The sequence below is a fragment of the Bradyrhizobium australafricanum genome, from assembly GCF_020329495.1.
Classification (GTDB): domain Bacteria; phylum Pseudomonadota; class Alphaproteobacteria; order Rhizobiales; family Xanthobacteraceae; genus Bradyrhizobium; species Bradyrhizobium australafricanum.
Map to the genome: position 1 here is coordinate 38,652 of NZ_JAGKJL010000034.1, position 23,167 is coordinate 61,818.

The following is a 23,167-nucleotide window of genomic DNA, read 5'->3' on the forward strand; positions in this document are numbered from 1 at the left end:
CCGATTCCCGGCGCGGCAACCCTCGGAAGGTTAATCATTTCTGCCCGATTTGACAAAGGAGCCGGGCCGCCAATTTAGACGTCATTGAGGATAGCGAGCGCTTTTGCCCGGCTTTTGAGCCTCCCCCGCGCCACCCTGCCGGGTTTCCCGCGCCCGATTCACCATCTGTTTAGCGGCGCCGGTCGAGATGCCACCGCAATCCATTTCGACGAGAGTGCCATGCTTGGTTCAGCCATTTCCGATCGCGTCTGTGCGGTTGCTCGCCGGTTTTCCAGGGCAAATAACGGCAATGTCGCGGTGATCTTCACCTTCGCAATGCTGCCGCTCCTCGCTTTCGTGGGAGCCGCGATCGACTATACCCGCGCCAACAACGCCCGCTCCGCGATGCAGGCGGCGCTCGATTCGACCGCGCTGATGCTGTCCAAGGATCTGACCATGGGCAACATCACGGCCGCGGACATCCCGAGCAAGGCGCAGACCTATTTCACGGCGCTTTACACCAACAAGGACGGCCAGGGCATTTCCGTCACGGCCAACTATACCACCCCGACCTCTGGCGCGGCGGCCAACATTCTGCTGGGCGGATCCGGCCACATCAAATCCGATTTCATGCAGCTGGCCGGTTTTCCGACGCTGGGTTTCAAAAGCTCGACGACCACCACATGGGGCAACACCCGTATGCGTGTCGCGATGGTGCTCGATAACACCGGATCAATGGCCCAGAACGGCAAGATGGCAGCACTCCAATCCGCTGCCAAAAGCATGATCGATACGCTGTCGACGTACAACAAGCAGACCGGCGATGTTTATGTTTCGATCATTCCGTTCTCGAAGGATGTGAATGTTGATCCGTCGAATCTGAACCAGTCTTGGTTGAATTGGACGGAGTGGGAGGGTGAGCCGCCGATTCTCAAGAACAACTATCCGAGCGGCTGGAACACGATCCAAGCAGGATCGGATTGCCCGTTCACGAACAAGACGCACGGCTTTACGTGCACGGACCGGCCAGCGACCGTGAGCGGTGCCCGAAGCACGAGCACAATCCCCTCGAGCGGCACGTATGCAGGTTACATCTGCCCCAGCATGGACAGCGGCAGAAAGCTACCCGGCAAGACCAGCATCTACTACAACGGGTGCTACACGACTGTTACCGTGCCGGGCACGACCGTGGCTTCCGGCTCCGGCGCAAGCTGCGGCTCGACCAGCAATTGCACCTGCTCCGGGAGCGGCAGCAGCAGAGTCTGCAGCACGCCGACGACGTATTCTCACCTCTGGCGCGGCGACGGTACCACCGCGACCGCGGCAGCCGCACCCAGCCACAGCACGTGGACCGGCTGCGTGAACGATCGCGATCAGGACTACGATACGAAGAATACGGGCCCCTCCTCCGGCAGCGGGACGCCGTCCACGCAGTTCTATGCCGAGCAGTTCGCGGATTGTCTTCCCGGCACGGTGACGCCAATGAGCAACCAGTGGAGCACGCTCAAAACCCAGATCGACAATATGTATCCAAGCGGCAACACCAATCAGGCGGTGGGGCTGGCGTGGGGATGGCTGTCGCTGAACACCGCAAACCCGCCGATCGCGGCACCGCCGAAAGAGAGCAACTACGCATACAAGGACTATATCGTCCTGCTGTCCGACGGACTGAACACCCAAAACCGGTGGAGCACGACCCAGTCGGACATTGACACTCGGCAAGAGTTGCTGTGTTCGAACGTCAAGGCCGATCCGACCAGCAGCATCACAATCTTCACGATTCAGGTGAACATCAACAACGCGGACCCGAAATCGCAGGTGCTGCAGGATTGCGCGACGGACGGCAACTTCCAGATGATCACGTCAGCCGGTCAGACGGCTGACGCCTTTCAGAATATTCTCACGCAGATCTCGAAGCTGCGGCTGGCCAAATAGTCGCCCGCCTCAGGCACAACAAAAAAGCCCGGCCAAACGGCCGGGCTTTTCGCTTGTCTTGGTCCGCTGCGCTTACTGAGCGGCGGGCGCGAACTTGGAGACCAGGCCCTCATAGGGCTTGAAGGTCTGCTTGGCGCAGTCGCTGTACAGCCCGGCGATCTTCTGCGATTCCGCAACGAAGGTCTCGTAGGACGAGCGCAGGTACTCGGTCTGCGCCTCGAGCGCCTTGTCCAGCGACTTCACGCCCGACAGCTTCTCGACGAACGACTTGGTGTCCTCAAAGGACTTCTTGGCGTAGTCGCCATAGGCGGTGGCGATGGCCTGAACGCCGCTCTGCAGGTTGTTGGCCGACGCGGTGACCGACTCGAAATGCTCTTTGCCGTAGTTCTGAATGTCTTCGATCTTGACCATGGATGGAATTCCTTTTCCCAGACTTGTAGGCGCAAATTCCCATTGCCGGGAAGCTCCAGGCCCCCTGACGCCGATAGCCATATCGCATCGCACAATAGAGTCAACGAATATTGTGCATCGCACAATCACCCAGGGCCGAATCTCCGGCATTTGCGATAAACCCCGGGGGACTACGCAACGGTTGCTTAATCTTTTGGAAACTCGGTCCGCCTAACCTGATTCCCGGACTTTGTTCGCCTTCCGACAGACAGCCTCGAAAGCTGTTTGTGAACAACACCTTAGCTAGAAGAGCGACCTGAGCCGCCACCTCGGCCGATGGTTCTGCCCAAAGTGGTTTGTTGCGCAGGCAAGGATCGATGGCCGCCGGGCACAATTTCGCCTCACGAGCCAGTGATCTAGATAGAAATTGGGACGGGGAAGTAGATGCTTCGAACAACCTTGGCCTCCTCGCGGGCGCTGCGAGTTGGCGTTCTTGGGCTCGTGACCGTCACGACGGCGATCCTGATCACGAGTGATAGCGCCGAGGCGCGCCGTCACCGGCGCCACTACGCCCGTCACCACCACAGCCAGGAAGCGCGCGAGAGCTACAGCCCGCAATTCGCGTCGATCATCGTCGACGGCAACACCGGTTCGGTGCTGACCGCCACCAGTCCCGACGGCCTGCGCCACCCGGCCTCGCTGACCAAGATCATGACGCTCTATCTGCTGTTCGAGCGCCTCGATTCCGGAAAGATGAAGCTCGACACCGAAATGCCGGTGTCCGAGCACGCCTCCGAACAGGACCCGACCAAGCTCGGCCTGCGGCCCGGCTCGACCATCAAGGTCGAAGATGCCATCAAGGGCCTGGTCACCCGCTCGGCCAATGACGCCGCGGTCGTGATCGCCGAGGCGATCGGCGGCAGCGAAGACGATTTCGCCCGGATGATGACCCGCAAGGCCCGTGCGCTCGGCATGAGCCGGACGGTTTATCGCAACGCCTCCGGCCTGCCCAACGATGAGCAGGTGACGACGGCGCGCGATCAATCGACCCTCGGCCGCGCGATCCAGGACCGCTTCCCGCGCTATTACCGCTACTTCTCGACCTCGGTGTTTAACTTCCGCGGCCAATCGATCCGCAACCACAACCATCTGCTCGGCAACGTCGAGGGCGTTGACGGTATCAAGACCGGCTACACCCGCGCCTCCGGCTTCAACCTCGTGACCTCGATGCGCCGCGGCAATCGCTTCCTGGTCGGCGTGGTGCTAGGCGGCCGCAGCGGCGGCTCGCGTGACGCCATCATGCGCAACCTGCTCGCCGAGAACGTCGGGAAGGCCGCGACCACCCGCACTGCGGCCGCGATCACCGAACGCAATCCGGCCGACGCCAATGTCGAGGTCGCCGACGCGGATAATGCGCGCGCGCCGGACACTTCGCCGGTCGCGGCATCGGAGCCCGCCGCCGCAGCTGTCGCGATCCAGGCGCCGCGCCCGGCCAGCAAGCCCTCGCTGATGGCGGCGGCCGCCGCCGCGCTGCCGCCGCTTCCGGTCAAGCCGGAGCCGCAAGCCAAGCCCGAGCCGGCGCCGCTGACCTCAGGCGTGATCCAGACCCAGCCGATCGCCGCGATCCCCGGCTCGGCTGAACCGATGAAGCCGGTCAAGGTGAAGACGGTGCAGGTCAAGGCCGGCCAGATCAAGCTCGCCGCGGCCGGCCCGGCGCAGTCCGCGCCTCCGATCACCAACACAATCCCCTCGCGCGGCGAAGTCCCCGAGACCTCCAATGCGATGATGGCGCGGGCCGCCGAGACCTCGAGGCCGGAAATGCCGCCGCAGCCGGCCAATTTCGGCACCGGCAACGGCATCCTCGGCGTGCTGCCGGCCTCGGCCGTGCATGCACCCGCTGCCCCGGCGCCACAGGCCGTGGCGTCGATCGAACCCGCAACCCGCGGCGTGCAGCCCGCCTCGCCGACCAGCGCCGCCAAGCCGAGCGCCGCGCATACCGGCTGGATCATCCAGGTTGGCGCGCTGGAGTCCGAGGGCGAGGCCAACAAGCGCATCGACCTGGCGCGCAGCTCCGCCCGTGGCCTGCTCAGCAAGGCGGATCCGTTCACCGAGGTGGTCGCCAAGGATAATCGCAAGCTCTATCGCGCCCGCTTTGCCGGCCTCGAGCGCGATCAGGCCGAAGCGGCCTGCAAGACGCTGAAGCGCGCCGAGATCTCCTGCATCACCGTTCGCAACTGATCGTCAGCATCTGCTGATTTCGAACGGCCGGCGCCGCAAGCGCCGGCCGTTTTGTTTTTGCCGCCGCGAAAACGGCCGGCCGTCCGCGCGCGGCGCAACCATGAAACTTCTCGTCAAGCTTTTACGGTTAAGTTTTCCCGAAAGAGCGATCGGCCACGCCGGACAGCGGCGGGCCAGACGGGGCATCAATCAGAAACGGAAGGCAGCTCTCGGCTGTGGCGTTGGTAGCGTAGCCGGAGTTAGAGATGCGTGCGAAGCAGAGTGTCCTTGGCCTCGTTCACACGGGCCGCGAGGTACGTCGAGCCCCCCTGGTCGGGATGGAGTTTCTTCATCAGGGTTCGGTGAGCCCGGCTGATGTCGTCGCGCGACGCTCCCGGCTGCAGGCCAAGGATCTGATAGGCCTCCTCGTTCGTCATTTTGCCGCCCGACGCCGCACGGCCCTGCCCCCGTGCCCGGTCGCCCTGTGCGTCCTGACGCCAGGCGGGAAAGCGGCGGTCCAGATAGCTTTCAAGTAGCGCGACGCTCTCGGCGTCGAAGCTCGGGACCATCGCCAATAGCTGCGACAGGTCGAACTCATCGAGCATGTGGCCGGCCTGCGGTCCGGCCACGATCTGGCCCCTGAGCACGCCGCTGCCGTGATCGAGGGTCATATCGAGATATTGCGAGCGCACCCGCGAGCTTTGTCCCTGGCTGCGCGAACCGCCGAACATGCCGCCGAGATTGGGAAATCCGGTGCTTCCGAACGGCGACCAGCCGAGCAGTCCGGCGCCGAAAATGCCGAGCGGAATCGCCACCGCCAGTTCGCCCCGTACGCCGGTAAAGGCCGCGACCGCCAGCGCGAGCACCCCGCCGCCGATCTTGATCGCGCGCGCAAGCACGGCGGGATTGGCCGCACGAAACATCTGCAGCGCGGAATAAAGGACGACAACGGCGACGACGCCAGCGATCAGGGTTGGCATATCCGGAATATAGGCGGCCCGGCGGCAAAAAGCATGCGAAGCTTCGTCTCACCAGCGTCAGGCGGAGCCTGACGCGACGCGGCGCTATTTCATCTGGCCGATCAGCTTCGCCGCACCGCTCGCGGTCTTGGCCAGTTGCAGCAGCGCCTCGCGGCCGCCGGCCGCATAGGCTGCGGCGGCACGCAGCAATTCGCGGAGCTGCGCGGCCGCGCCGGGATCGAACCTGCACCATGCTCCGCCGGTCAGCCGCGCGATCTCGCGAAACGTCTGCTCGGCGGTTGCATCCCTGCCCTCCTGGAACATGAAGACCGGCACCTTGAGCAGGCCGAGCTCGCCGGCTTTGGCGCATAGATCGTCGGCACTCTCCTCCATCGCGTCGCCGACGAACACCAGCGCGCGCACCCCGGCCTCGACTGCTTCGCGACGCGTCTCGGACAGCACCTTGCCGATCTGGGTGTTGCCGCCCTGGCAATCGATCTTGCTCATCAGCCGCGCGAGCTGCGCGCTGTCGGAGATCCAGCCCGACGCACGGCATTCATTGAAGCCGCGATAATAGACGAGGCGGATATCGAGACTGCCGAGCGCGCCGGCCTCGCGGAACATGTCCGCCTGCAGCGTGCACGCCATGTCCCATGTCGGCTGCCGGCTCATCGTGGCGTCGAGCGCGAACACCAGCCTGCCGTGGGCGCCGGCGCGATGCGGCGACATCGCCCGCGCCTTGGCGACGAATGCCGCGATGTCGTTCGCGTTGGATGCCGGCACGCCAGGCGCGTGGGCCGGGCGTACATCGCTTCCGGATGTCGGTTTGATCGTCTTGCTGGCCATCAGCGCTTGCCTCGTACAGCAAACACTATGTGGGCCGCGGCAGTGGATTGGTCAACGTGAGAGGCCAGCCTGGACCGCGGGCCGCCCGGTCAATTCGTGACCGACGGATCCTTCTTCGTCTCGGTCTTGGTCAGCGAGAGCGACTTCTTGAGCTTATCGGTCAAGGTCTGAGGTTTCTCGACCGGCACGTAGAGCGAGACGGGACCGGGCTCCAGAATCTTCGGCGGCGCATTCCTGGTGTCGACCGGCGCGACAGCGCTGTCGGTGTCGGCGAGGAATTTATCGAGCATGGCCTGGATCGAGTCCTTGGCCTTCTCGGGCCCGGTGTCACGCATGTCGTTGTGCTGGAAGTTGGTGTTCACCACGGTGATGCCGGCCTTCTCGCATTCGTCGGCATCGGGAACGACACCCGGATCCGGCTTGAACTGCGAATCGTGAGACCGGAATGAAAGAATCTTGAACTTGCCGTCGGTCATGAACGGCACGCGCAGATTGTCCAGCGTCACCACCTTCTTGATCTCGTCCGGATATTGCTTGGCGAAATACATCGCGATATCGCCGCCATTGGAATGGCCAACCATCGTCAGCTTGCTGTAGTCCGCATTCGGCTGGCGCTTCTTCATCTCCTCGATCGCGAACTTGATGTTGGTGATCCCGCGCTGGTACTGCGGCAGGCGGCCGACATAGAGCTCGCCGACCTTGGTCACCATCGGTCCGTCCGACGGCAGGTCGTTCTGAATGCTGATGGTCAGATAGCCGCGCGCCGCGAACACGTTCGCGAGGAAGGAATATTCGGTGAATTTGACGGTATTGCCATGATTGAGGATCGCAACCGGCAGCGTGATCATGCCAGCGTCGGCTTGCATCTCCTTGTCGAAGCGCACGGCAACGTCGACCGCGACCGGCCGCTCATCGCGCGTCGGATCCTTGAACATGAGAGTTTCGTGACGGATCGCCCACTTGCTCGCGGTGAAATAGGCCGCCGTGATCACCACGGAGAGAGAAAGCAGAACGAGAATTCCACGCTTCATGACGTCCTCGAGGTGCCCGCCTTTTCAGGGCTATTCTTGGCCGGAGACTCTTCGGCCTCCTTTTGAGAATATATGTCACAGCGCTGTGACAGGAAGTCTAAAAGTTGGGACTTCGCAGCACGTTCATTGTGCGGTGCACACAACCTTTGTGCATTCGCTTCTGGCGCCATGGCTCTGCGGCACGATAATACCTCAAGACCAACCGACGGAGAGCGGAAACGCGGCTGGCTTGGGAAAACCGGATCTGGCCAGCTTTGTTCCGGCATATTGGCGACGGAGTGGCCGAAAACCCCGCAAGACTACCGTGCTTCTGGACGGTCCAGGAAGTGACGATAGTCACTTCCTGGACGCCCGACGCCCTGGAACCTGCCAGAAGGAGTGCCCGGCGGCCTAGCTGCCGATGATGTCGTCGACTTCCAACGGTTTGTCGACCTGGCTGAACCATTCGGCCCGGTTGGCGGCCCTGCGGCGGCCGCGCTCGTCGAGCGGCAGCTTGAGCTGGCGCAGCAGGCTCATCACCTCCTCGCGGGCGGTGACGTGACCGAGGCTCGGGCGGGTGCCGAGCGTCGCCTCGTCGATGTCGTCGAGCGCCGTCAGCCCGCGCGGGAAGAATTCGCGATAGACCACCCGCTCGGCAAAGCCGTCGACCGCACGGAACCCGAGCCGCAGCGACAGCTGTTTCAAGCCGTCGGCGACCAGCTGCTTGTTGCGCGAGCCGAGCATCGACAGCCGGTTGCGCACCACGATCCAGTCGGTCGAGGCGCCGTCGAGCTGGCGGCGCTTGCGCCTGGTGTCGCGCACCATCTCCGAATAATGGCTCTCGCCGGTCACCGCGTAGGTCGCGGGATCGACGGTGCCGAGCACGTCGAAATCGAGGAAGCTGTCGTTGATCGGCGTCACCAGCGTGTCGGCCATCGAATGCGCGAGCCGCATCAGGTAGCTGTCCGCGCCCGGGGTATCGATGACGATGAAATCATAGGCGCGTTCCACCGCGCTCACCGCAGCCATGAACTGCTGGAATTCTGCGTTCTCGTTCTCCTCGATCTGCATCGTCTCGCCGTACTTGATGCAGTGGTGCGCGGGGAGCTCGAGATCAAGCCCGGTGCGGCGCGCCCAGGCCTGGCGATTGCTGATGTAGCGGGTGAAGCTCTGCTGGCGGCAGTCGAGATCGATGCTGGCGACGCGTTGCCCGGCCTTCAGCAGCGCGACGGCGATATGCAGGGCGGTGGTCGACTTTCCCGATCCACCCTTCTCGTTGCCCAGCACGATGACATGTGCGGAGCCGGATTGACCCTGACGAGCCTGCACCAACATGATTCAAATCCCCGCAATGATCTTCAAAGCGAGCGCCGCTGCGGTCAAGTGAAATGCATCGCTACGACAGGAAATCAATTGCGGCCGTGCCGATGAATCGATCAAGCGAGACTGCTGCGTCGATCGGCGCCTTTGATCCGCGCGCGTTCGAGATCGTGTAAGGCTTATCGGCCGGTTTGCCGATCGTGGTTCGGACTTGGTAAGCTGCGTGACCTGCCGAACGCCAACCCGTCCCGCCCAGATTCGTTCCCACCCGGATTGCCCCACGAGCCGAGACCAGATGCCGAGAAATCCCACCGTCGTCCGTACCGTCCCCGCCCTTCGTCGCGCCGTCGACACGCTGCGCGCCAAGAAGGCAACCGTCGCGCTGGTCCCAACCATGGGAGCGCTCCATGACGGCCATGTGTCGCTGGTGCGGCTCGCCAAGCGCCGCGCCAAGCGGGTCGTCGTCTCGATCTTCGTCAACCCGACCCAGTTCGCGCCGACCGAAGATTTCGGCTCCTATCCGCGCACCTGGAAAGCCGACGTCGCCAAGCTCGCCGCCGAGGGCGTCGACCTGATCTGGCATCCCGAGGTGAAGGCGATGTACCCGGACGGCTTCGCCACCAGGATCGTGCCGGAGGGGCCGGCCACCGCCGGGCTCGAGGATCGTTTCCGGCCGCATTTCTTCGGCGGCGTCGCAACCGTGGTCGGCAAGCTGTTCACCCAGGTCCGGCCCGACGTCGCGATCTTCGGCGAGAAGGACTTTCAGCAGCTCCGGGTCGTCACCCAGATGGCCGCGGACCTCGACCTCGGGGTCAAGGTGATCGGATCCAAAACGGTGCGCGAGCGCGACGGTCTCGCGATGTCGTCACGCAACGTCTACCTCTCGCCGGAGGAACGGCACGCCGCCCCCGAGCTTCATCGGGTGATGAAGCAAACGGCCGGCCGCCTGCGCGCCGGCGAGGATACCGCGACCGCAATGGCTGACGGCGCCGCGGCGATCACCAGGGCCGGCTTCGTGCTCGATTATCTCGAAGTGCGCCACGCCGCCTCCCTGGCGCCGATCGGCTCGCTGAAGGACGGCCCGATGCGGATGCTGGTGGCGGCAAAGCTCGGCAGCACGCGCCTGATCGACAATATCGCGGTCTGAGACGGGACCGGAAAAGTGTGAAACGGTTCATGCGCAGAGAGGATGCGAGCCTGTAATGAGGGCTCGGCCTCATCTGTGCGGCCGGGTGCTTGCGCCACGCTCGCGACGCATGGATGATCGCGCCTTTCAAGGGCGATCGGAATGAACCATTACTCCAGGCAAGGCATTGTTCTTGGCATCGCGCTGCTGGCCGCTGGGGCGCAGGCACAGACCCGGCCGCCGGTCGGCGGCGTCAATTCGGCGCCCGGCGCCATGATCTTCTATGTCGCGCATGGTGCGCCTGATGCCTGCGGCCCCGGCTGCTCGGACTGGATCGCGGCCGAAGGCGCGGTGCAATGGGACACCTACAAGCGCCTGCTAGCGATCCTCGACCGGCAGGACGGACGCAAGCTGCCGGTGGTGATCAATGTCAAACCGGGCTCCGACCTCACCGTCGCTGCCAGCCTCGGTCGCATCCTGCGCGGTCGCGGCATCGATGCGGCGGTGGCGGCAACCGAGGTCGAGGCGTGCAATGGAAAGCCCGAGGAGGAATGCTTTGCACTGAAGCGGCGCGGCGGCCCGCTGGATGCGAAGGAAAAGCTCTCCGGTGTGCCCTGCGAGCTTGCATGTGTATTGATGCTTGCGGGCGGCGTGCATCGTAGCCTGCCGCCCGGCAACCGCGTCATCCTGACCGCAAGGATGCAGATCTACGACCGGCTCGCACCCAACGTCTCTGCCGAGCACCGCGAAAGCCTTACCACAATCTTCACCGATCAGTTCCGGAGATATCTCAGCGAGATGGGGATCGGCCATGAACTGTTCGACGTCACCGCCGACAGGGCGGGTGGCCGTCATGTCGAGGTCCCGGCCTCAGAATGGGCTCGGCTGCATCTCGTGACCCAGTGAACCCGGATCACTGCCGTTCGATTGCTCAGAGCAACCCGATTGCTTACAGCAAGCCGAGGTCGCGCAACTCGCGGCGCATCGGCTCGGGCATCGATGCCACGCTGGCGGCGCTCGACTTGGTGAGATCGGCCGGCGCGGAGTCTGCGGTCAGGTAGCGCCAGCCCTGGAACGGCCGCATCGGCCGCGGCGAGACCGCGATCACCTTGGGCTGCATCACCAGCCGGCAGCGTCCGATGCCGTCCTTGTCGCGGAACGGCTCGATGGCGATGATCTTCTCGCGCGCGGCGATCTCGCCGCGGATCACCCAATAGAGCGAACCGCCGGCAAGGATCTCTTCCTCGCGCTTCGGCGTCATCCGCGTGATGTGGACGTGACGGAGCGGCAAGCCCTTTTTCTTCGCGGTCGCCATCCGTTCGGCAACCCAGCCCTTGAGTTCCTTGACGGAGTCGCAACCGACGGCGAGCTTGATGAGATGAAGCGGCATGCGCCGGATGTAGCGGCCGGCGCGCGCTTTGAAAAGGGAGCGCTCTCCGCGGCGGTGGATATCGGGACTAGAGCGCTTTTCGAGCCAAACGAAGCCGGAACTGTGCAATGACGGCGGCTCAAGCCGCCGCCATCACGCTCATTGCTCGTTCGCAGCCGCCGGTGCGCTGGCGGCGGCAGGAGGCGGCGCCGGCGCAGCCGGGGCCGGCGCGATCTGGACCGGGCGCTTCGCTGCCGGCGGCCGCTTCGGGGCTGCAGCGGGCGGCGCGGCGGCGCGCGCAGCCGGCGCTGGTGCGGCGGCGGCCGGCTTTGCCGGCTCGGGCGTCATGATGCTGACCGGCGGCGTGTTCGCCGAACTCGGAAACTCCGCATTGGTCGGCTTGCCGGTGGGCAATGACTGCGGCAGCGCCGCGACCAGGCCGGAGGCAGCCGATGCCTGGGCGCCGGCCGGCGCGTTCCACGACCCTGCGTAGCGCGTGATCAGGTTCTCGTAGGTCCGCTCGTTCATGTTGGCGATGATCTGATGGTTGTCGCCGAGCGAGCGGAATGCCGGGCACGCGGTCGGCGTGCAGTGGTCGCGCGCCATCAGCGCATAGGCCACCAGGCCGTAGCGGTCATGCTCGATGGCGCGGCGCAGCGCCTGCAACTCGGTGGTCGAATTGCGCTCGGCGGTCGCGAGATCGCCGAGCGCGGTCAGGCGCGAGACCTGCGCCGCCGCGTAGCTGACCGCCGCCGCGGCCGTATCCGATGAACCGAACAGCACCTTCTCGCAGGCGTTGAGAACGGCGTCTCCGGCGAGGTCGTCGACGCAGGCCAGCGCCGGCACCGTCTGGCTGGCCAGTTGCGCCGTCCGTGTCTCGGCCGGCGCCGCCTGCCCGCCCGGGCCGAAGCCACGGATCGTCGCGGCGACCGCAACCGCGATCGACAGCAGCGTGATCACGGTCAGCGCGCCGTTGGCGACGGATTTTTCCGCGCGCAGCAGCGTGACCAGAACGACGATCCCAAAGAACCCCGCGGCGGCCAGCGTCAGCCACATCGGGAAGGTCGGTGAGCGCCAGATCTGATCCAGCGAGGAAGCCCAGTTCATGCGCGATGTCCCTCAACGCAGCGTAAGCACAATCGGCGACGGCGAACGCCGCCACCCCGACGTCCAACCTTCAGCACAATGGGTCTGCGAACAGGGCCTTTTGACGGCGGCGGCGCGGAACCCGCTCCAGCCGCCGGCTTGCGCACAACTCCTTCAGGACAGCGCGAGCTGACTCTCCTTGGCCACCCGTTCGAAAGCTTCGGTCGAGCTCTTGATGCGATATTGGCAATCGTCACCGTCGGTCGGCAGCAGACGGATCACTTGATAGGTGCCGCTCGCGGCGGGGCGCGCCACGTTGCTGGCCGTGAAATAGACGGTCTCGCCAATCGAGTACTTATGCTTCAACGCCCTCTCCATTTTCTTAGAGATTGCTGGCTGAGCTGACAGTCCCGATAGCTCAGGCCGGCATTTTGAGAACCCTGCGGCAAGCTAGCACATCGCACCTCGCCAAATCCAGCAAGATTGGGGCATAGCGAAGGTGCGATTTTTGCAGGTTTTTCAGAGCGATAGGCAGCAATTTACGTGCCAGCCGGAAATTGCCCGCCGAGCCCGGTTGGAACCCTGATTCCACCGGCTCAAGCGGTCTGCGGCAGCTTGCCGCCCGGGCTCGCGCCGTCGACCGCAGCCGGAAGTTGCTGGGCGAGCACCTTGGACAGCTGGTCCACCGGAATGTTGAACCTGGCGGCGAGCTGCTTGACCGTGTCGCTGCCGAGCACCTGCTGGAGCTGCTCAGCTGTGATCGGCAGGTTCTGACCGGTACCGATCCAGGATTTGACCTGCTCGCCGAGCCCGGCCTGCTCGAGCTTGGCGACGATCGCGGACAAGCCGCCCTGCCCGCCATTGCCCAGGACCTCGCCGAGCACGACGGGGATCACCGCCGCGCCAAGCTGGCCAAGCATGCCTTTCAGCTCCGGCGAATTCTCCAGGGAATCGAGAATGCCCATGGTCTAAGTCCTTTCACGACTTGCAAAACCAGCCTTTCGGGATTCGACGCCTTCGGCCCCGCGGCGTCAAGCCGCGAATTTTGCGAGCGCTGTCACAATTCGGAAGCGCAGCAACCGTCAGACATCCTCGAATCGGGCGATCCGCAGCGTCTCGGCAACGCCGTCGCTGGTCCATTCCTGGAACGCCGGAAGCTGCATCATGGCATCGACATAGTGCTGCGCTTCGGCCTTCACCGGGATCGCGTAGGTGCGGAAGCGATGCACCACGGGCGCGTACATCGCATCGGCCGCGGAGAATGCGCCGAACAGGAACGGACCCTGCTTGCCGTAGCGCAGATGGCAGTCAGCCCAGATATCCTGGATCCGCGCCACGTTGGCGCGCGCATCATCCGACAGCGCGACGGCACGGATCGGCCGGTGCAGGTTCATGCCGCATTCGTTGCGCAGCGGCATGAAGCCGGAATGCATCTCCGCCGAGATCGCGCGGGCATGCGCGCGCGCGGCGCGATTCGCAGGCCAGAGCTTCGTCTCGGGAAACCTCTCGGCGAGATATTCGATGATCGCCAGCGAGTCCCACACCGTGACGTCGCCATCGATCAGCGTCGGCACCTTGCCGGCCTTGCTGAAAGATAGGATGCGGTCCTTGTCGGTCTGGTCCGTGTAGAGCGGAATGAAGACCTCTTCGAACGGGATGTTGTTGGCGCGCAACGCCAGCCAGGGCCGCATCGACCATGACGAATAGTTCTTGTTGCCGATGACCAGCTTGAGCATGTCCGGGGATCCTGTTGCCACGGTAGTTTGCCATAGTGCATCGCACGCGTTCAACCTGTACATGACGCGGATGCGGCCCGGCGCGGACAGTCAGCCGCGCGCTCACGAAGGAAGGCAACATGACCGGCTATTGGACCGACATCCTGGCCGTCGGCTTCTTTGCGCTGGAATGGCTGGTCTATACCATCACGCTGGAGCACACCGCGTATGGGCGCGACAGCCTGTCGGCGCGGATGCATGTCTATCGCGAGATCTGGGTGCGGAATCTGCTCAACCGCGACGCACGGATGGTCGACATGCAGATCATGGCCAGCTTGCAGAACGGCACCGCGTTCTTTGCCTCCACCAGTCTGATCGCGATCGGCGGCGGGCTGGCGCTGTTGCGCGCCACCAACGACGCGCTCGCCGTGCTCGGCGCGCTGCCGGTCAACCTCACGCCCTCGCCCGCTTTGTGGGAGGTCAAGTGCATCGGGCTGATCCTGATCTTCATCTACACCTTCTTCAAATTCGCCTGGGCCTATCGCCTGTTCAACTATGTGGCGATCCTGTTCGGCGCGATGCCGCCGGCCGACCAGCGCGACACGCCGGAGGCCGAGGCCCATGTGATCCGCACCACGCGGCTGTTCGAGACCGCAGGCCGGCACTTCAACCGCGGCCAGCGCGCGTTTTTCTTCGCGCTCGGCTATCTCGGCTGGTTCGTCAGCCCCTGGGTGCTGTTCGTCACGACAGCCGCGGTCGTGATCGTGATCTGGCGCCGGCAGTTCGCCTCGAATGCCTGGCAGGCGATGGGAAGCTGACGCGACGGTCGAGGCCGTGCTGCGCTCCCTCTCCCCGTTCTTACGGGGAGAGGGTTGGGGTGAGGGGCTGTTTCCGCATCGACGGAGAGAGACGCGTTCGCGGAGACTCCCCCTCACCCGGATTGCATCTGGCGATGCAATCCGGCCTCTCCCCGCACGCGGGGCGAGGCCGAGTGCGCCGCTCGTCCCTGGTCTACGACGCGAAATCGCGCGGGCTGAAATCGAGGTCGAGCACCTTCCATTCGCCATAGCGATCCCGCGGCAGCATCGCATAGGGCTGGCACGCCTGCAGCGCATCGGTCGCGCTCTTCAGCAACAGCGGCCCCTTTTCCGAGGCGGTGGCTTCGATCAGCAAGGGCTGCGCGGCGAGCTTGCCGTCGGGCTTCATGAACACCCTGAGCTTGATCTTCACGTCGTCGCCCGCGCTCAGCGTCGGCGGGAGCTTCAAGCAGGTCTTCAGGTGACGGCGGAATTCGGCAACCACGCTCGAGCCGACATCGGCCTGCTCGGTGGCGGCCGCGTCGAAATTGTCCTTGCCGGGTCCGGGGCCGGACGGCGCGCTGGCTGGCGGCTTCACGGAGATATCGGGCGGCAGGCCGAGCATGACGTTGTATTTGACCGAAAGATCAGGCTCGGGCTGCGCATAGGCAGGCGGCGACGCTGCCGCCTGTTGCTGCGCCATTGGCTGGGGCATCGGTGGCGTTTGCTGTGCCGGCGTGGGCGGCGGCTCGGCCGCGGCACGTTGCGGTGCCGGGCTGGGCTTGGGCGCCGGCGGCGTCGCCTGCTTCTCCGGCGGCTGCGGCGCGGCCTGCTGCTTCTGCGGCGCGGGCGTCTGCGCCGATGGTTCGGGCTTGGCCGAATCCACCGGCTTATCGAGCGACGGCAACTGCAACTCGGGCGTCGGCGACGGGCTCGGTGCCGGTTCGGGCTTGGTCTCGACCTCGGACTTGGCGACCTCCTGCGGCGTCACGATCTCGACCGGGACCGTGTCAGCGGCGACGGGATCGAATTGATGGACCTCCGAATAAAGGAAAATCAGCGCGAGCAGCATCAGGTGCACGAACACCGACGCCATCAGATCCGCGTTTGGCCGAAACTTCATCCCACTCGATCACATCAGTGACGTCTCTCCCCGCCGGGCTACAATACCGGCCGGAACCCGCCTGCCTCAATCCCCATTCGGTCCAAAGCCGCAATCTGCCAGCGGGGCATTAGCATGATCCGGATCAGGACCCAGCCATTTTTCCAAAACTTGATGCTTTCCAAGACTTGATGCTCAGGCAAAGACCCTGTGCATCGCGGGCCCATCATCGCGCGTCAGCGCTCCCGATCGCCGAGATCTCGCGCATGTCGTCAACCGACAGTTCGAAATCGAAGATGTCGATGTTCTCCTGAAGGCGCTCGAGCTTCGAGGTGCGCGGGATCGCGGAGACATTCTGCTGCACGAGCCAGCGCAGGCTGACCTGGGCAGCGGTCTTGCGATAGCGGTCGCCGATCCGCGCCAGGGCCCGGTCGCCCTTGACCCGTCCCTTCGCGATCGGGCTGTAGGCAACGAACGCCATGCCGTGGCGTCGACAGGCCTCGATCACATCGGCCTGGTCGAGATAAGGATGGTACTCGACCTGGTCGCAGGCGAGCGGTTCGGGACATGCCGCCGCCGCCTCCTCGATCAGCGCCACTTTGAAGTTGGAGACGCCGATATGCCGCGCCAGGCCCGCCTGCCTGACCCGCGCCAGCGCGCCGAGCGTCTCGGCAAGCGGCACCTGTGCATTGGGCCAGTGCAGCAGCAACAGATCGACCTCGGTCAGGCGCAGCCGCGCCAGGCTCTCCTTCGCCGACCGCTCGAGATCCTTGGCCATGAAATGCGTGGTCCAGACCTTGGTGGTGACGAACACGTCGTCGCGCTTGATGCCGGAGGCACGCAGCCCCTCGCCGACTTCGCGCTCATTGTCATAGATCTGGGCGGTGTCGATGTGGCGATAGCCGAGCCGCAACGCCTGCTCGACGATGCGCGCGCAGGTCCGCCCACGCAGCTCCCATGTGCCGAGCCCGATTGCCGGGATCCTGGCACCGTTGCCTTCGACGACATTCATGCGCCCATTATGCGCGCATGACGAAGCCCTGCCAACTCGCAGTTCGGTTCCGCGATGGAACGTCGCGACGTCTTATCGCTCCGGCTGGTAGCCGTCATTCAACGTCTTCAGGAAGGCGATAATGTCGGCCTCGTCCTGCGCCGTCATCGCAGGCGTGTCGCCGAGATGGCGCTCGAACGGCGGATCGCTGACGTCGACATTGCCGTGATATTTTTCCGGCAGGTCATCGTACTTGCTCACCGTGCCGTCGGCGCCGCGCGGAAAGACTTTCTCCGGATTGGTATCGCGGAAGTTATAGAAGTCGAGCACCTGCTCGAGGCTGGTGAAGACGCCATTGTGGAAGAACACGCGACGCGTTGCCGTGTTGCGCAAGGTCGGCGTCAGAAACATCCCGCAATATTGCGTCTGCTCGGCAATGTCGGTGCGGTACGGACCGCAGATCCCGAGATCGAAATGATCGGGATCGCGGTTGCCGGCGAGCGCGGCGTTGCGCGGCGCACCGAGCGCCTCATATTGGTGATCGGTGAACAGCGGCGGCAGACCGTCCCGGGTCGGCTGCGACGTGTGGCAGCCGCCGCAATTGGCTTTGTCCGGATCGTTGAACAATTGCAGGCCGCGCAGCTCGCTCTCGTTCAATCGCGCCTTGCCTTCCAGCCAGTAATCGAACTTGCTGGTGTAGGGATGGAAGCTCGGCTCCTCCACCTGATAGCGCGCGACGGCAAACATCGCCTCCGCGACCAGCAGCCGCGTATTGTCGAAGACACCGGCGCCGAACAGCTCGGCGAAGCGCGGCGCGTAGCTCGCCTGGCACAGCTTCTGCGCCACGATCTCGATGCTGCCGCCGTCCATCTCGTTGGGATCGAGCAGCGGGAAGATCGCCTGGTCCTGCAGCGTATCGGCGCGGCCGTCCCAGAACAGTCCGCCCTGCGGCACGATGTTGACCGCCGACGCAGCAGTGCCGGTCGCGACCTTCTTGGCGCGCGGAGCCTGCTGGCCGAGCGCGGCCAGTTGCGCGAAGTCGACGACATTGTCGTCTTCGTCCTTTTCCGGCCCGATGCTGAAATTCGGCTGCCGCTCGAGATAAGTCAGGCTCGGCACGGCGCGTGTCCCTTGCCGGGATTGCGCGGGCCCGCCGAGCATCACCGGCCCATCATTGGGCGGGCCGTAGGCGTGGTCCGGACTGTGACAGGACGCGCATGACAATGCGCCCGACGAGGACAGCGACGCGTCGAAGAAGATCTTCTGGCCGAGCTGCGCCATGGCGGACAGCGGAGCGACAGGCGGACGCCTGAGCTGCACCGGGTGCGGATTGGTCCCCGGAAGTCCCTGCGTCTCGACGGCCGCAACAGTGCCGGCCATGCACAGCAGGCCGGCGCCGAGAAGCCACAAGGTGCGGCCGTTCATGTCAGATCCAGTGTCGTTAGAGCATTCTCGCGCGAACCGGAGACCGGTTCGCGCGAGTAACGCGTCAAGACGGGAAGCAGAGCTTCGATTCTGATTGGATCAGAACCGAAGGGCGTTAGTGATGATGGTGATCATCCGGCGCGCTGACGATGACGGTGCCGGCGGTCGGATCGAGGAACAGCGTGTCCTGCCGGTACTCGTGATCCTGGCCGTGGCCGCGCTCGAAGTCGAACATGTCGGCGATCGATTCGACGTTGTCGTCGAACGAGCCGCCGCCGAGACGCTGGCCGTGCAGCCAGTTGTCCTCGATGAAGCGCACCACGGACGCCTGCGAGATGCGGGTGTGGCTGACGTAATTCCGCTTGGCGAAGGGCGAGATCACCAGGAACGGGACGCGCGTACCGGGACCGCAGCGGCCGTTCACCGGCTGGCCGTTGAGGCCGTTCGGCTGCGTCTGCTTGCCGATACCGCGGCCGCACTGGCCGGGACCGTTGACCTGGTCGGCGGTCGGATCATACGAGGCGCTGATCGGTGCAAGGTGCTGGTGGTCGTACCAGCCGTCGGAGTCGTCATAGGTGATGATGACGGCGGTCTCGCCCCACTCCTTCTGCTTCTGCAGGAAGTTGATCAGCTCGACATTGCCGGCCTGCTCGTCGAGCGGATCGGAGTTGCCGGGATGACCGTCCTGATAGGCCGGCATCTTGATGTAGGAGACGGCCGGGAAGTTGCCGGCCTTCACCGAAGCATAGAAGTCCTCGAGATCGTAGGCGTGATTGGCCGGATCGAGCGTCTTGCTGCCGGGCACGTAAGTGTGTCCGACCGCATTCACCGAGTTCGGCCGCGCATGGGTCGGGTTGGCGGTCGACTTGTAGTACTGGAACCAGGCGTGGTGCGGGATGTAGTCCACGACGGTGCCGTTGACGTTGCTCGAGAACGTGCTGCGGCCGCAGTTGGTGGTGCCGTTGCTGTTCTTGAGCGTCAGGTCGAAGCCGCCCATGAAGCTGCCCCAGCTGATCTGCTCGGCGTTGAGCAGGTCGCCGATGTTCTTGCTGGTCATCAAGACCTGGCTCGTCGTGCTCGAGCAGGCATCGTAGGCAGGGTCGGTATCACCGATCAGCGTCAGGCCGCCCTGGCCGTCGGCGATCGACGATGACGAGCCGACGATGTTCTGCGCGCCGTTGGTCTGGCCGGAGATCACCTCCAGCGCGCCGGGCGTCGACGGACCAAAGGTGTCGGTCCAGCTGTTGTCGCTCATCGCGAAGTTCTGGGCGTAATTCCAGAACGCGGTGACGGTGTTGCCGTCGAAATAGCCCATCACCTGCCCGTTGGTGCCGAAGGCGCCGACGCCGCCGGCGGTGCCGCGACCAGTGAATTTCGGAAACAGGTCTTCCTTGCCGTTGTCGACCGCCTGCTGCTCGGGCGTATAGGCGTGGTTCTGCGACTTGGTGTTGGCCTGGGTGCGGTCGAGGCGGAACGGATTGGTTGCGCCGGTGCCGTTGGCCGGATTGGTGTTCGGGTTGTTGGTCAACAGATTGGCGCTGGCGAGATTGTTGACCTTCGGCGTATGCGGCTTCGCCGTGAACGGAATCGAGCCGGTCGGGTTGGTTGCAACCGGGTAGGTTGCGAAGTAGTGATCGAACGAGCGGTTCTCGTTGAAGATGACGACGAGGTGCTTGATCGGCGTTTGAGTGTGGATGTCGTGCGGATGATGATCGTGGCCGTTATTGCCCTTGTTGTCGTCCTGCGCGGCGGCGCTGCACATCACCGCAGCGGCAGCAACCAGACAGACTCCGACCGTCGAAAGAAATTTGGCTTTCACCGTAGTGCCCCTTTTATTTTTGAAGGATTTATGACGTCGACCTGCGACAAGTTATCCATCGCCGATGACAGCGCTGTGTCGATCGAATGAATGCGACGAATGATGATGCGCGCTGATGTTCACGTCGGCTTGCAGCGAGCGTCGGGGGATCAATCTTTGCGCGCATGGCAGGCGTCAGGCCTCTGACGCAGAGCGGCTATCCGTGGACGCGGCTTCGGTCAGAAGAGAAGACATAGAATTGAGGGGATCGCGTTGAAGATGACGGCAGCAGTCAGCAATCATGTGAACAAGTCATGCACCGCCGGCAATCGCGGCTGCTCACGCCCAAAATAAATCCGCGCCTTCCGGGGATGTGTCCCGAAAAGCGCGGATGCTTGGTCTTGTGGGGGGCCGCGCTTCGGCGCGGGCGCATCCGGCGGATATGAGACCGACGCTAGGACACGCGCATGAAGCCGGGAGGTTTCCACGCCCCTTCGCCTGCCGGCAGAATCGATGGCGGTGTGGTTTTCGGCCAGTACAGTCGCATCACCACATAGACCGGGCCATCCGGCGCCGGCAGCCAGTTTGCCTCCTTGTCCGCTCCCGGAGATTTGCTCTGGACGTAGATCGTCAGCGAACCGTCAGAGCCGCGCTTCATGTGCGGCAGCATCGGCGAGTTGATCAGGTAGCGGTTGATCGGGTTCTTCACCAAAAGCTGCGTCTTGCCGTCATACATCGTAACCGACCAGAAGGCGTTGACCGGCGGCAGCTGCTCCGCCGGGAAGGTAAGCGTGTAGCTCGACTTCGAGCAGTCGAGTTCTTTGCCCTCGGCATCCACTTTGCCCAGAGGATACATGGCCTCCACCGCGTCGTTGCCATAGATGCCGGCCTTTGCGGCTGCCGCGCGCAAGAGCCAGTCGCCATGAAAGAATGCGGCGTCACCGAACGACGCGCTGACGCGCCAGCCGTTGATGTCCTCGCCGAGGCTCGCAACGGTCTCGCTGACCTTGCGCTCGCCCTCCTTCATGCCAAGCAGGATCTCCGCCTTGTCTTCCAGCGACAGGCTGCGGAAATCGAAGCTCTTCCCTGGCCCCACGCCGATCCGCGCCAGTTGCTCGCGGATCCAGCGTTCTTCCGGCAGGGCCGGTGCGAATTGAAGCGTGAAGTCCAGATATTCGAAGAACTCGGTGCGGACGAGATCCTTCTCGAATTTGGGGAAAGAAGGCGCCGGCGCAGGCGCAGGCGCCGGCTGATTCAGGAAGCTGGAGAGCGGCTGCGCCTTGTAGCCGGCCTGAATTTTCTTGACGGCCTCAATATCGGCCGGATCGAACAGCTGGGTCCGGAAGAGTGCCAGGCAGAAATCGCTCGTCGACCGGAACACCCTCTTGATGCCGGCCGGCGTCGTGCCAGTCCATCGCGGGCCGGCGACCAGATAACTTCCCGCATCGCTGCCCGTCGCGCGCGTGCCGACATAGCCAAAATTATACGTATTAAGGTCGTTCAGCTGCAGCGAATAGTAGCGCTTGGGATCGACCGCCGGCACCGAAATGGCGATGGGCTCGGCCCGCAGGTCCAACCACGCAAACGAATACGGCGTGTCGCTGTTGGGCGTGACGATGGCGGTATCTTCGTAGGTGTAAACGCGGGCCTCGTTGACCAGCGTATTGAACGGCGCCTTGTACTGTCCTGACGACTTGTCCACGGCGTATTCGTACATGACGCCATAGGACATCACCATCGGCAGGCCGTAGATGAAGCCGGCCTCGGCGATGTCCTTGGCTTTGAAGAATCCCGGACGCTCGGACTGAGCCCAGGTTGAACTGCTGGCGGTTGCCGTAATCGCCGCCAACGCGGCAGATCGCAGAAAATCGCGCTTCGTCACCCTGTGCGGGCTCTGGGCCGATCGCCTTTGCATCAAACACTCCCATTCCAATATGACGGACGGCAGCGCGCGCCACCGGCCGGGACCTGAGCACGACACCGGCCCCACGCGACACAACCTGCCGCAGACATTTCGCCATCTGAATTGATTTAGATCAATGGTGGGTTTCAGCTGCGTCTTGCGACTGTCACCCTTCCGGAATGCCTGGAAAGTGTAGCTGTCGAGATGAACCTTGAAGGTTTTGCCGCCAGCTACCTTGTCTTCGCTCAACCAGCGGCAATCAGACTATGGCTGCGCCTTAATGAGTCCGGGGGACTAATCCTTCATCCCGGTGATCGAGGCACTGACCGCTCTGGGATCGCGCTGCGGCCAACGGCCGCTCTCGACCTGCGCCAGAAAATCGCCGACGATCCGGTTGTATTCGTCGGGCTCCTCGATGTTGATGGCGTGGCCGCAGTTCGGCATCACCGCGAGCGCGGCCGACGGGATGCTCTGCTTCATCAGGATGCCCGGCAGCAGGCACGGCCAATCCTCATCGCCGGTGATGATCAGCGTCGGCACATTGATGCGCTTCATCTCGTCGACCAGCGTGTAGAGCGAGGGACGCTCCTTCTGCACGCCCTGCTGGGTGTTGGCCGATCCCACCGCCGAATGCTCGGCCAGCATGGTCTTGAACTCGGCGTGGCCGCGCGGGTCCTTGTTCTCGTACTGCACGCGCGTCGGCCCGTAGGCGTAGCGCTCGGCGAACGCCGGCATGCCCTCCTTGCGGATCATGCCCGCGATCACGTCGGCCTCGGCGCGAAACGTCTCGCGCTTGTCGAGCTCGGCGCCGTAACCGCAGCCACCGATGCATAGCGACAGCGCCCGATCAGGGTGACGTAATCCGAAATGCAGCGTCGCAAAGCCGCCCATCGACAGACCAACGATATGCGCCTTCGGCGCGCCGATGTGATCGAGCACCGCCAGGATATCGTCGGCGGCGCGCGCTTGCGAATAGGACGAGACCTGCTCCGGCACATCGGACGGTGGGAAGCCGCGCGCATTGTACGCGATGGTCCGGAAACGCTTGCCGAAGTGCCGCATCTGCGGCTCGTAGCTGCGCAGGTCGCCGGCGAACTCGTGAACCAGGATCACCGGATGCCCCGATCCGGTCTCCTCGAAATAAAGCCGCACTCCGTCGTCTGTCACAGCATAGGGCATGTTGATCTCCCGCCTTCTCT

Annotated in this window: 21 protein-coding genes; 5 read left to right on the forward strand and 16 right to left on the reverse strand. The window is 64.0% G+C overall.

Features of this window, described 5'->3' with window-relative positions; genetic code table 11:
- Positions 1-219 precede the first annotated feature (219 nt).
- Positions 220-1,914, forward strand: a complete 1,695-nt coding sequence (locus tag J6525_RS27055; protein ID WP_225646936.1) for a TadE/TadG family type IV pilus assembly protein — start codon at positions 220-222, stop codon at positions 1,912-1,914.
- 72 nt (positions 1,915-1,986) lie between these two features.
- On the opposite strand, the gene J6525_RS27060 is transcribed toward J6525_RS27055, so the two are convergent.
- On the reverse strand, positions 1,987-2,325 hold the full coding sequence (locus J6525_RS27060) for a phasin family protein (protein WP_016844841.1): 339 nt from the start codon (positions 2,323-2,325) through the stop codon (positions 1,987-1,989).
- A 423-nt stretch (positions 2,326-2,748) separates the two neighbouring features.
- Here J6525_RS27060 and J6525_RS27065 point away from each other — a divergent pair, with 423 nt between their 5' ends.
- Entirely contained in the window at positions 2,749-4,542 is a 1,794-nt protein-coding gene (locus tag J6525_RS27065; RefSeq protein WP_225646937.1) for a D-alanyl-D-alanine carboxypeptidase, read from the forward strand.
- Positions 4,543-4,781: 239 nt separating this feature from the next.
- On the opposite strand, the gene J6525_RS27070 is transcribed toward J6525_RS27065, so the two are convergent.
- From J6525_RS27070 to J6525_RS27085, 4 genes are all read right to left on the reverse strand, one after another.
- A complete protein-coding gene (locus J6525_RS27070; RefSeq protein WP_038385795.1) occupies positions 4,782-5,501 on the reverse strand; it encodes a DnaJ domain-containing protein in 720 nt (239 codons plus the stop codon).
- Between the two features lie 84 nt (positions 5,502-5,585).
- Entirely contained in the window at positions 5,586-6,326 is a 741-nt protein-coding gene (locus J6525_RS27075; RefSeq protein ID WP_225646938.1) for a vWA domain-containing protein, read from the reverse strand.
- Between the two features lie 89 nt (positions 6,327-6,415).
- Positions 6,416-7,357 carry an alpha/beta hydrolase gene (locus J6525_RS27080; RefSeq protein WP_050999547.1) on the reverse strand — a complete coding sequence of 314 codons (942 nt, stop codon included), beginning with the start codon at positions 7,355-7,357 and terminating at the stop codon, positions 6,416-6,418.
- A 390-nt stretch (positions 7,358-7,747) separates the two neighbouring features.
- Positions 7,748-8,671: a division plane positioning ATPase MipZ gene (locus J6525_RS27085; protein WP_092078263.1), complete on the reverse strand. Its 924-nt coding sequence runs from the start codon at positions 8,669-8,671 to the stop codon at positions 7,748-7,750.
- 280 nt (positions 8,672-8,951) lie between these two features.
- Here J6525_RS27085 and panC point away from each other — a divergent pair, with 280 nt between their 5' ends.
- On the forward strand, positions 8,952-9,803 hold the full coding sequence (panC, locus tag J6525_RS27090; protein ID WP_225646939.1) for a pantoate--beta-alanine ligase: 852 nt from the start codon (positions 8,952-8,954) through the stop codon (positions 9,801-9,803).
- A gap of 141 nt (positions 9,804-9,944) precedes the next feature.
- On the forward strand, positions 9,945-10,688 hold the full coding sequence (locus tag J6525_RS27095) for a hypothetical protein (protein WP_225646940.1): 744 nt from the start codon (positions 9,945-9,947) through the stop codon (positions 10,686-10,688).
- A gap of 43 nt (positions 10,689-10,731) precedes the next feature.
- On the opposite strand, the gene J6525_RS27100 is transcribed toward J6525_RS27095, so the two are convergent.
- From J6525_RS27100 to J6525_RS27120, 5 genes are all read right to left on the reverse strand, one after another.
- Positions 10,732-11,172 carry a DUF1489 family protein gene (locus J6525_RS27100; RefSeq protein ID WP_028336418.1) on the reverse strand — a complete coding sequence of 147 codons (441 nt, stop codon included), beginning with the start codon at positions 11,170-11,172 and terminating at the stop codon, positions 10,732-10,734.
- A gap of 138 nt (positions 11,173-11,310) precedes the next feature.
- On the reverse strand, positions 11,311-12,258 hold the full coding sequence (locus J6525_RS27105) for a hypothetical protein (RefSeq protein ID WP_038385800.1): 948 nt from the start codon (positions 12,256-12,258) through the stop codon (positions 11,311-11,313).
- 153 nt (positions 12,259-12,411) lie between these two features.
- On the reverse strand, positions 12,412-12,615 hold the full coding sequence (locus tag J6525_RS27110) for a hypothetical protein (protein WP_018272021.1): 204 nt from the start codon (positions 12,613-12,615) through the stop codon (positions 12,412-12,414).
- A 218-nt stretch (positions 12,616-12,833) separates the two neighbouring features.
- Positions 12,834-13,202 carry a YidB family protein gene (locus J6525_RS27115; protein WP_092078272.1) on the reverse strand — a complete coding sequence of 123 codons (369 nt, stop codon included), beginning with the start codon at positions 13,200-13,202 and terminating at the stop codon, positions 12,834-12,836.
- 117 nt (positions 13,203-13,319) lie between these two features.
- Positions 13,320-13,973 (reverse strand): glutathione S-transferase family protein, encoded by a 654-nt coding sequence (locus J6525_RS27120; protein WP_225646941.1) that lies wholly within the window; start codon positions 13,971-13,973, stop codon positions 13,320-13,322.
- 119 nt (positions 13,974-14,092) lie between these two features.
- On the opposite strand from J6525_RS27120, the gene J6525_RS27125 reads away from it, so the two are divergent.
- Positions 14,093-14,770 carry a DUF599 domain-containing protein gene (locus J6525_RS27125; protein ID WP_028336422.1) on the forward strand — a complete coding sequence of 226 codons (678 nt, stop codon included), beginning with the start codon at positions 14,093-14,095 and terminating at the stop codon, positions 14,768-14,770.
- A 193-nt stretch (positions 14,771-14,963) separates the two neighbouring features.
- Here the strand turns inward: J6525_RS27125 and tolA are convergent, their stop codons facing one another.
- From tolA to J6525_RS27155, 6 genes are all read right to left on the reverse strand, one after another.
- The gene (tolA, locus tag J6525_RS27130; RefSeq protein WP_225646942.1) at positions 14,964-15,872 is read right to left on the reverse strand and encodes a cell envelope integrity protein TolA; all 909 of its coding nucleotides are present in this window, start codon (positions 15,870-15,872) and stop codon (positions 14,964-14,966) included.
- A 205-nt stretch (positions 15,873-16,077) separates the two neighbouring features.
- A complete protein-coding gene (locus J6525_RS27135) occupies positions 16,078-16,863 on the reverse strand; it encodes an aldo/keto reductase (protein WP_225646943.1) in 786 nt (261 codons plus the stop codon).
- Positions 16,864-16,935: 72 nt separating this feature from the next.
- Entirely contained in the window at positions 16,936-18,267 is a 1,332-nt protein-coding gene (locus tag J6525_RS27140; protein WP_225646944.1) for a cytochrome-c peroxidase, read from the reverse strand.
- Positions 18,268-18,382: 115 nt separating this feature from the next.
- The gene (locus J6525_RS27145) at positions 18,383-20,029 is read right to left on the reverse strand and encodes a phospholipase C (RefSeq protein WP_249796198.1); all 1,647 of its coding nucleotides are present in this window, start codon (positions 20,027-20,029) and stop codon (positions 18,383-18,385) included.
- A 490-nt stretch (positions 20,030-20,519) separates the two neighbouring features.
- The gene (locus J6525_RS27150; protein ID WP_225646970.1) at positions 20,520-21,980 is read right to left on the reverse strand and encodes a DUF1254 domain-containing protein; all 1,461 of its coding nucleotides are present in this window, start codon (positions 21,978-21,980) and stop codon (positions 20,520-20,522) included.
- Between the two features lie 282 nt (positions 21,981-22,262).
- Complete coding sequence (locus J6525_RS27155) at positions 22,263-23,147, reverse strand: alpha/beta fold hydrolase (RefSeq protein WP_038385806.1); 885 nt, start codon at positions 23,145-23,147, stop codon at positions 22,263-22,265.
- Positions 23,148-23,167: the final 20 nt, after the last annotated feature.